This window comes from Mesorhizobium sp. M7A.F.Ca.CA.002.09.1.1 (genome assembly GCF_003998555.1).
Taxonomy (GTDB): Bacteria; Pseudomonadota; Alphaproteobacteria; order Rhizobiales; family Rhizobiaceae; genus Mesorhizobium; species Mesorhizobium ciceri.
The window spans coordinates 1-7,133 of the sequence record NZ_RZRR01000210.1 but is presented as its reverse complement, the minus strand read 5'-3'; the positions used below and the strand labels follow the sequence as shown (position 1 = coordinate 7,133).

The following is a 7,133-nucleotide window of genomic DNA, read 5'->3' as shown; positions in this document are numbered from 1 at the left end:
GTGCCTGGGCGCAGGCGAGGCCGATGCCGCGCGCGCCGCCGGTGACGATAGCGGCGGGGCGGGTCATGCGGCGAGGTCCGTCTTGCGGATGTGGTCAGCAACGCGCAGCGCTTGGGCTGCAATCGACAGCGCTGGGTTGACCGCCGCCGAGTTCGGCAGGAAACCGGCGTCGACGACGAACAGGTTCCGGTGGTCGAAGGAGCGGCAGTAGGGGTCGAGCGCCGCCGTCGCCGGATCGTCGCCCATCTTGATCGTGCCGCATTGATGCGACGGCGTGCGCTTGTCGAAGGGGCGCGACAGCACGATGGGATAGCCGCAGGCGCGGAAGTTTTCGCGCATTACCTTGTTCAGCCCGTCGAGCGACTGCATGTTGGAGCGCCGCCACTGCATGACGATGTCCTTGCCGTCGACCATGATGCGGCTTTCCGGGTCGGGCAGGTCTTCGCACATCAGGTACCAGTCGACGGCGTGGCCGGCCATGAAGTCGAGCGCGAATCCCGGCGTGTACTTGACATTGGCCCGCAGCATGTTGCCGTCGATCTTGCCGAGCAGTTGGACGTTCCCCAGCGGCTTACCGCCCTTGCCGTCGGACAGATAGTAGTCGTTGAGCATCAGCGTCTTCTGGTAGACGGCATCGTTGCGGCGGCGCGGATCGATCGCCAGCATGGCGCTGGAATTGTGGTTCATGAAATTGCGCCCGACCTGATCGGAGCGGTTGGCAAGACCATTGCCATCGGCCGAAGGCGAGCGCAGCAGGATGACGGCGGAATTGACCGCGCCAGCGGAGAGGATGACCAGTTTCGGCGCCACCTTTTTCAGCTCACCATTCTGCCGATAGTGGATGGCAGCAATGGTTTTGCCGTCGGTCGATGCCTCCAGGTACTCGACATAACAGCCGGTCTCGAGCCGGATGTTGGTGTCCTTCAGGGCCGCCGTCAGCGGTCCTGTCTGCGCGTCGACCTTGCCCTGGCCGGTGTTGGGAAACGCGTCCCAGCCGGTCTTGCCCTCTTTCAGCCAGGTGTCGATGTCGACGCCGAGCGGCAGCGAGGCCGGATGCAGGCCGAGGTTTTTCAGCTCGGCGCGGGCGCGGGCGATCGGCGCCTCGTCGGGCACCGGCTTGTAGGCGTAGGGGATCGAATGGAACGGCTCGGTCGGATCCTCGCCCAGTGCACCGCGCACGCGAAACAGCTGTTCGGCTTTCGAATACCAGGGCTCGAATTCCTCATAGGAGAACGGCCATGCCGGCGAGACCCCGCCAAAGTGCTCCATGGCGGCGAAATCTTCCTTGCGGTAGCGGATCAGCACCGCGCCATAGAACTTCGAATTGCCGCCGACATAATAATAATTGCCGGGGTTGAAGGCGGCGCCGCCGGCCTCACGCCACATCTCCTTCGGCCTATAATGGCCGTCGACGAAGATCGAGCGCGTGTCGCGCGCGTGCGGCGTCGCCGGCAACGGCTCGCCGCGCTCGAGCATCAAGATCGAGGCGCCGCTGCCGGCAAGGCCGGAAGCGATCGTGGCGCCGCCGATGCCGGAGCCGATGATGACGATGTCCGGATTTCTCATGGCCTAAATCGCGTCCCGACGCGCTTTAGTTTTTTGTTTTGATGCATGTCGTTGCCCCAAAACCGGATCCACTTTTGGGCGACATACATTAGCGAATACGGGTCTCGGTCGCCGGATCGAAGAACACCGCCTTTGTCAGGTTGAAGGCGAGCGGCGTGTTGGTGCCCGGCTGAATGTTGGCGTCGGCGCGCAGCCGCGCCACCACGCCCTTGCCGCCGAGATTGGTGACGGCGAAGGTGTCCGAACCTGCCGGCTCGACGACCTCGATGTGACAGTCCGCGGTTGCGATGTGCGAGGCGTTGCGCTCGGCACCTTCCGGATCGGTCAGGGCTTCGGGACGGACACCGAAGATGATCGGCTTGCCCTGGAATGCCGACAGGCCCGCCGGCGCATTGGCCATCGGCAGGTTGATCGGCTCGCGCGCCTCGCGCTGCAGCACGACGGACAACGCATTGCCTGACGTACCGATCGTCGCCGGGATCAGGTTCATCGCCGGCGAGCCCATGAAGTCGGCGACGAAGAGATTGCTCGGGTTGTTGTAGATTTCGGCCGGCGTGCCGAACTGCTGCACCTCGCCATCCCGCATGACCGCGATCTTGGTCGCCAGCGTCATCGCCTCGATCTGGTCGTGGGTGACGTAGACGATGGTGGTGCCGGTGGTGGCATGCAGGCGCTTGATCTCGATGCGCATGTCGACGCGCAGCTTGGCGTCGAGGTTGGACAAAGGCTCGTCGAAAAGGAACAGTTTGGGGTCGCGCACCAGCGCCCGGCCCATGGCGACGCGCTGGCGCTGGCCGCCCGAAAGCTGGCTCGGCTTGCGCTGCAAGAGGTGGCCGATCTGCAGCACCTTGGCCACCTTGTCGATCGCCTTCTGGCGCTCCGCCGCCGGCACGCCGCGCATCTCCATGCCGAAGGAGATGTTTCCGGCCACCGTCATGTTCGGGTAGAGCGCATAGCTCTGGAACACCATGGCGATGTCGCGCTTGGAGGGGTGCAGATCGTTGATGGCGCGGCCGTCGACCCGGATTTCGCCCGAGGTGATCGTCTCCAGGCCGGCGATGGTGTTGAGCAAAGTGGACTTGCCGCAGCCGGAAGGGCCGACCAGCACCAGGAAACCGCCTTTCTCGAGCTCGACATCGATCCCTTTCAGGATCTCGACCTGGCCGAAGCGCTTTCTCAGACCATCAATTTCCAGAAAAGCCATCAGATCATCCTTTGACGGCGCCAGCCATGAGACCGCGCACGAAGTAGCGGCCGGCGAGCACATAGACGAGAAGGGTGGGCAGTGCCGCGATCATCGCGGCGGCCATGTTGACGTTGTATTCGACGACGCCGGTCGAGGTGTTGACGACGTTGTTGAGCGCCACCGTCATCGGCATCGCGTCGCCGGTGCCGGCGTAAGCCGAGGCGAACAGGAAGTCGTTCCAGATGTTGGTGAACTGGTAGATGACGGTGACGACGAAAATCGGCATCGAGTTCGGCAGCATGATGCGGCGGAATATCTGGAAGAAGGAGGCGCCGTCGACCTGTGCCGCCTTGACCAGTTCGGTCGGAAACGCCTCGTAGTAGTTGCGGAAGAACAGCGTGGTGAAGCCGATGCCGTAGACGACGTGGACGAAGACCAGGTTGACCGTCGGGTTGCCGAGACCGAAGCTCGTTCCGACCGAGTTCTGCAGTGTGACGCCGAAGCGGCCGAGGCTGCCGAGGATGGTCGCCATCGGCAACAGCACCGACTGGAACGGAATGAAGCAGGCAAACAGCATCAGCCCGAACACCAGCGTTGCGCCGCGGAAACGCCATTTCGTCAGCACGTAGCCGTTCAGCGCGCCCAGCATGGTCGAGATCAGAACGGCCGGAACCACCATCTTGATGGAGTTCCAGAAATAGCCCTTGATGCCGGCGCAGGTGAGGCCGACGCAGGTCTCGCCCCACGCCTTCAGCCACGGGTCGAAGGTCGGCGCCTTGGGCAGCGCCAGCATGTTGCCGTTCTGGATCTCGTCCATGGTCTTGAACGAGGTCACCAGCATGACGAACAGCGGCATCAGGTAAAACAGCGCAAACAGCGCCAGCAGCCCGTAGATGACGATGCGGTTGAGGGTCTTGACGTTGACGCCGCCGGAGGCCTGGCGGGCGGGAGTGGTGACGGCGCTCATCGCGGCTTCTCCCGCAGTTCCGAATAGAGATAGGGCACGATGATGGCGACGATGGTCATCAGCATGATCACCGCACTGGCCGAGCCGACGGCCATTTCGTTGCGCTTGAACGTGTACTCATACATGAAGTTGGACGGCAGCCACGCCGAGCCGCCGGGCCCGCCGCTGGTCAGTGCGACCACGAGATCGTAGGACTTGATGGCGAGGTGCGCGAGCACGATGAAGGCCGACAGGAAGATCGGCCGCAGCAGCGGGATGACGATGCGGCGATAGAGCTGGAAGTTGGTGGCGCCGTCGATCTGCGCCGCCTTCATGATCTCGCCGTCGATGCCGCGCAGGCCGGCCAGGAACATCGCCATGATGAAGCCGGAGGCCTGCCAGACGCCGGCAATGACCACCGTGTAGATGACGAAATCCTTATTCTTGATCCAGTCGAAATGGAAGCTCGTCCAACCCCATTGATGCAAGGTCTGCTCGAGACCGAGGCCGGGATCGAGGAACCATTTCCAGGCGACGCCGGTGACGATGAAGGACAGCGCCATCGGATAGAGATAGATCGGCCTCAACACGCCTTCGCCGCGGATCTTCTGGTCGAGCAGGATGGCCAGGAACAGGCCGAGCGCCAGGCAGATTGCGATGTAGAGGAAACCGAAAATACCCATATTGGTGATCGACGTGTACCAGCTCGACGGCGGGTCTGTGTCGAAGGTCCAGCCCCACAGCCGCTGATAGGCGCGCGAGCCGGTTAGGACATAGGACGGGAAGGTCTTGGAATTGGTGAAGGACAGATAGATCGTCCACAGGATGAAGCCGTAGACGAAGACGATGGTGATGGCGAAGCTCGGCGCCAGCACGATCTTCGGCAATGCGTCCTGCAGGCGCGAGCGCACCGAGGCGCGTGGCCGCGCATGCTCCGGCGTCAGCTTGATCTGGCTTGTCGCTACCGTGCTCATGGGGCTCCTCCCGTCGACTCGCGGCCAACCAGCTTCGCGGATCTATGTTCGCGGATCTGGGCCTTCCCCGCCGGAGCGGGGAAGGCGTTTTTGGCGCGTGGCGCTTACTTGGCGTCGTCGATCGCCTTGACCAGCTCGGTCACGGCTTCGTCCGAGGTCTTGATCTGACCATGGACGAACTTCGAAACGACGTCCTTGTAGGCATTGGCGACTGCCGGAGGCGCGCCATAACCCTGGGCCAGCGAGCCGAACAGCGTGCCGCCTTCATTGGCTGCCTTCAGGTCGGCGATGCCCTTCTTGCCGCAAGCGTCGAAGTCGGTGTCCGGAACGTCGGTACGGGCCGGAACCGAACCCTTGACGACGTTGAAGGCCGACTGGAAGCTCTTCGACAGGGTGGCGGTGGCCAGTGCGACCTGGGCGGCCTTGCGGTCGTCGGGAACATTGAACATGCCGAACATGTCGGAGTTGTAGATCACCGAGCCGTCGGTGCCCGGGAAGCGATAGCACAGGAAGTCGGTGCCCGGGGTCTTGTTGGCGGCGTGGAACTCGCCCTTCGCCCAGTCGCCCATGACCTGCACCAGGGCATCGCCCTTGATGACCATGGCGGTGGCAAGGTTCCAGTCGCGGCCCGAGAAGTTGGGGTCGACATAGGTGACGAGCTTGGCCAGATTGTCGAACGACTTCTTCATCGTGTCGGACTTCAGGGACTCGTCATCGAGGTCGTTGAAGGCCTTCTTGTAGAACTCGGGTCCGCCGGTCGACAGCACGACGGAGTCGAACATGGTGGCTTCCTGCCAGTTCTGGCCGCCGAGAGCGAGCGGGATCACGCCTGCCGCCTTGGCCTTGTCGAGCAGGGCAACGAAGTCGTCGAAGGTCTTCGGCTCGGTGCCGCCGATCTTGTCCAGGACGGCCTTGTTGATCCACAGCCAGTTGACCGAGTGAACGTTGACCGGCGCCGCGACCCACTTGCCGTCATAGACCGAAAACTTCTGCAGGGCTGCCGGAACGGACTTGTCCCAGCCTTCCTTCTTCGCCGTTTCGGTCAGGTCGCCCATGACGCCGGCGGCTGCATAGTCGAGCACGGTGTAGCCGAGCATCTGCGAGGCGGTCGGATAATTGCCGGCCGCGACCATCGCCTTCAGCGCGGTCATGGCGGCATCGCCGCCGCCGCCGGCCACCGGCACGTCCTTCCAGGCATAGCCTTCCTTGGCCAGATCACCCTTGAGGACGTTGAGAGCAGCCGCTTCGCCGCCCGAGGTCCACCAATGCAGCATCTGGACTTCCTTGACGTCCTCGGCGTGGGCCGCGAAAGCCAGGCCCGACGCGAGAGCCGTTCCGATAAGCAGTTTGCGCAACATGTACTTCCTCCCTTGTTGCATTACACGACCGGCGGATGCCGCCGGGTTCTTCTCAACTCAGCCGACCCACCACCCGGTGCGCTGGCCGCGATGAAACTGGATTGTCTTTTCCTCGGTATAATCCTCGACGGCGCGTTTGCCGAGTTCGCGTCCGAGACCGGACTGCTTGTAGCCTCCGAAAGGCAGCTCGGGATAACCTTCCATGAACGTGTTCACCCAAACGGTTCCCGAACGCACGCCGCGCGCGACCGACATGCAAGTGTCGATGCTGGCGCTCCACACGCCTGCCGACAAACCATAGGGCGTGTTGTTGGCGATGTGCAACGCCTTTTCAATCGATTCAAAAGTCAGCACCGAGAGCACCGGGCCGAACACTTCCTCGCGCGCTATGGCCATGTCCTCGGTGACGCCGCGGATGATGGTGGGATCGAGGTATTGACCGATATTGGAGGCCAATTGCTTGCCTCCGCTGTAGATGCTGCTGCCCTCGGTCGCGGCTGCCGCAACGTAACCGGCAACCTTGGCCAAATGGTCGGACGAGATCATCGCGCCGACCTTGGTTTGGTCATCGAGCGGATCGCCGACCGTGACCCTGGCGGCAAGCGCCTTGACGGCGCTGAGAAAATCGTCGGCGATCGCCTCGTGCACGATCAGCCGGCTGCCGGCATTGCAGCACTCGCCGGCATTGAAGAAGCCGCCGAACACCGCCGCATCGGCGGCCGCTTCGAGGTCGGCGTCCTGGAAGACGATCTGGCCGTTCTTGCCGCCGAGCTCCATCGAGACTTTCTTCAGCGACTGCGCGGCGGATGCCATCGTCATCTTGCCGACGCGGGTGGAGCCGGTGAACGAGACCATTTCGACCAGCGGGTGGCTGACCATCGGCGCACCGACATCGGCGCCAAGTCCGGCCAGGATATTGACGACGCCGGCGGGCAGGCCGGCCTGCATCAGGATGTCGCCGAGCACGAAGGTCGAGGCCGAGGTCATTTCGCTCGGCTTGACCACCGCCGTGCAGCCGGCGGCGAGCGCGAAGGGCAGTTTCTGGCTGACGATCAGGAACGGGAAATTCCACGGGGTGATGATCGAGACGACGCCGATCGGTT

6 protein-coding genes are annotated in these 7,133 nt (G+C 63.2%); all 6 read right to left on the bottom strand.

The annotated features are described in order from the left end of the window. Positions 1 to 63: 63 nt before the first annotated feature. Positions 64 to 1,566 carry a GMC family oxidoreductase gene (locus EN994_RS11925; protein WP_063168957.1) on the bottom strand — a complete coding sequence of 501 codons (1,503 nt, stop codon included), beginning with the start codon at positions 1,564 to 1,566 and terminating at the stop codon, positions 64 to 66. 88 nt (positions 1,567 to 1,654) lie between these two features. Beyond that, positions 1,655 to 2,770, bottom strand: a complete 1,116-nt coding sequence (locus EN994_RS11915) for an ABC transporter ATP-binding protein (RefSeq protein ID WP_013529698.1) — start codon at positions 2,768 to 2,770, stop codon at positions 1,655 to 1,657. Between the two features lie 4 nt (positions 2,771 to 2,774). Continuing rightward, positions 2,775 to 3,719 carry a carbohydrate ABC transporter permease gene (locus EN994_RS11910; protein WP_027161386.1) on the bottom strand — a complete coding sequence of 315 codons (945 nt, stop codon included), beginning with the start codon at positions 3,717 to 3,719 and terminating at the stop codon, positions 2,775 to 2,777. After that, positions 3,716 to 4,672: a sugar ABC transporter permease gene (locus tag EN994_RS11905; RefSeq protein WP_063168956.1), complete on the bottom strand. Its 957-nt coding sequence runs from the start codon at positions 4,670 to 4,672 to the stop codon at positions 3,716 to 3,718. The genes EN994_RS11910 and EN994_RS11905 overlap by 4 nt, the downstream gene beginning before the upstream one ends. A gap of 104 nt (positions 4,673 to 4,776) precedes the next feature. Continuing rightward, positions 4,777 to 6,030, bottom strand: a complete 1,254-nt coding sequence (locus tag EN994_RS11900) for an ABC transporter substrate-binding protein (RefSeq protein WP_013529701.1) — start codon at positions 6,028 to 6,030, stop codon at positions 4,777 to 4,779. Between the two features lie 57 nt (positions 6,031 to 6,087). Continuing rightward, on the bottom strand, positions 6,088 to 7,133 hold a 1,046-nt coding region (locus EN994_RS11895; protein ID WP_127307552.1), incomplete at its 5' end, for an aldehyde dehydrogenase family protein.

Coding starts and splice junctions, on each gene's coding strand:
- EN994_RS11925 (WP_063168957.1), bottom strand. CDS start 1,566: ATGAGAAATCCGGACATCGTCATCATCGGCTCCGGCATCGGCGGCGCC.
- EN994_RS11915 (WP_013529698.1), bottom strand. CDS start 2,770: ATGGCTTTTCTGGAAATTGATGGTCTGAGAAAGCGCTTCGGCCAGGTC.
- EN994_RS11910 (WP_027161386.1), bottom strand. CDS start 3,719: ATGAGCGCCGTCACCACTCCCGCCCGCCAGGCCTCCGGCGGCGTCAAC.
- EN994_RS11905 (WP_063168956.1), bottom strand. CDS start 4,672: ATGAGCACGGTAGCGACAAGCCAGATCAAGCTGACGCCGGAGCATGCG.
- EN994_RS11900 (WP_013529701.1), bottom strand. CDS start 6,030: ATGTTGCGCAAACTGCTTATCGGAACGGCTCTCGCGTCGGGCCTGGCT.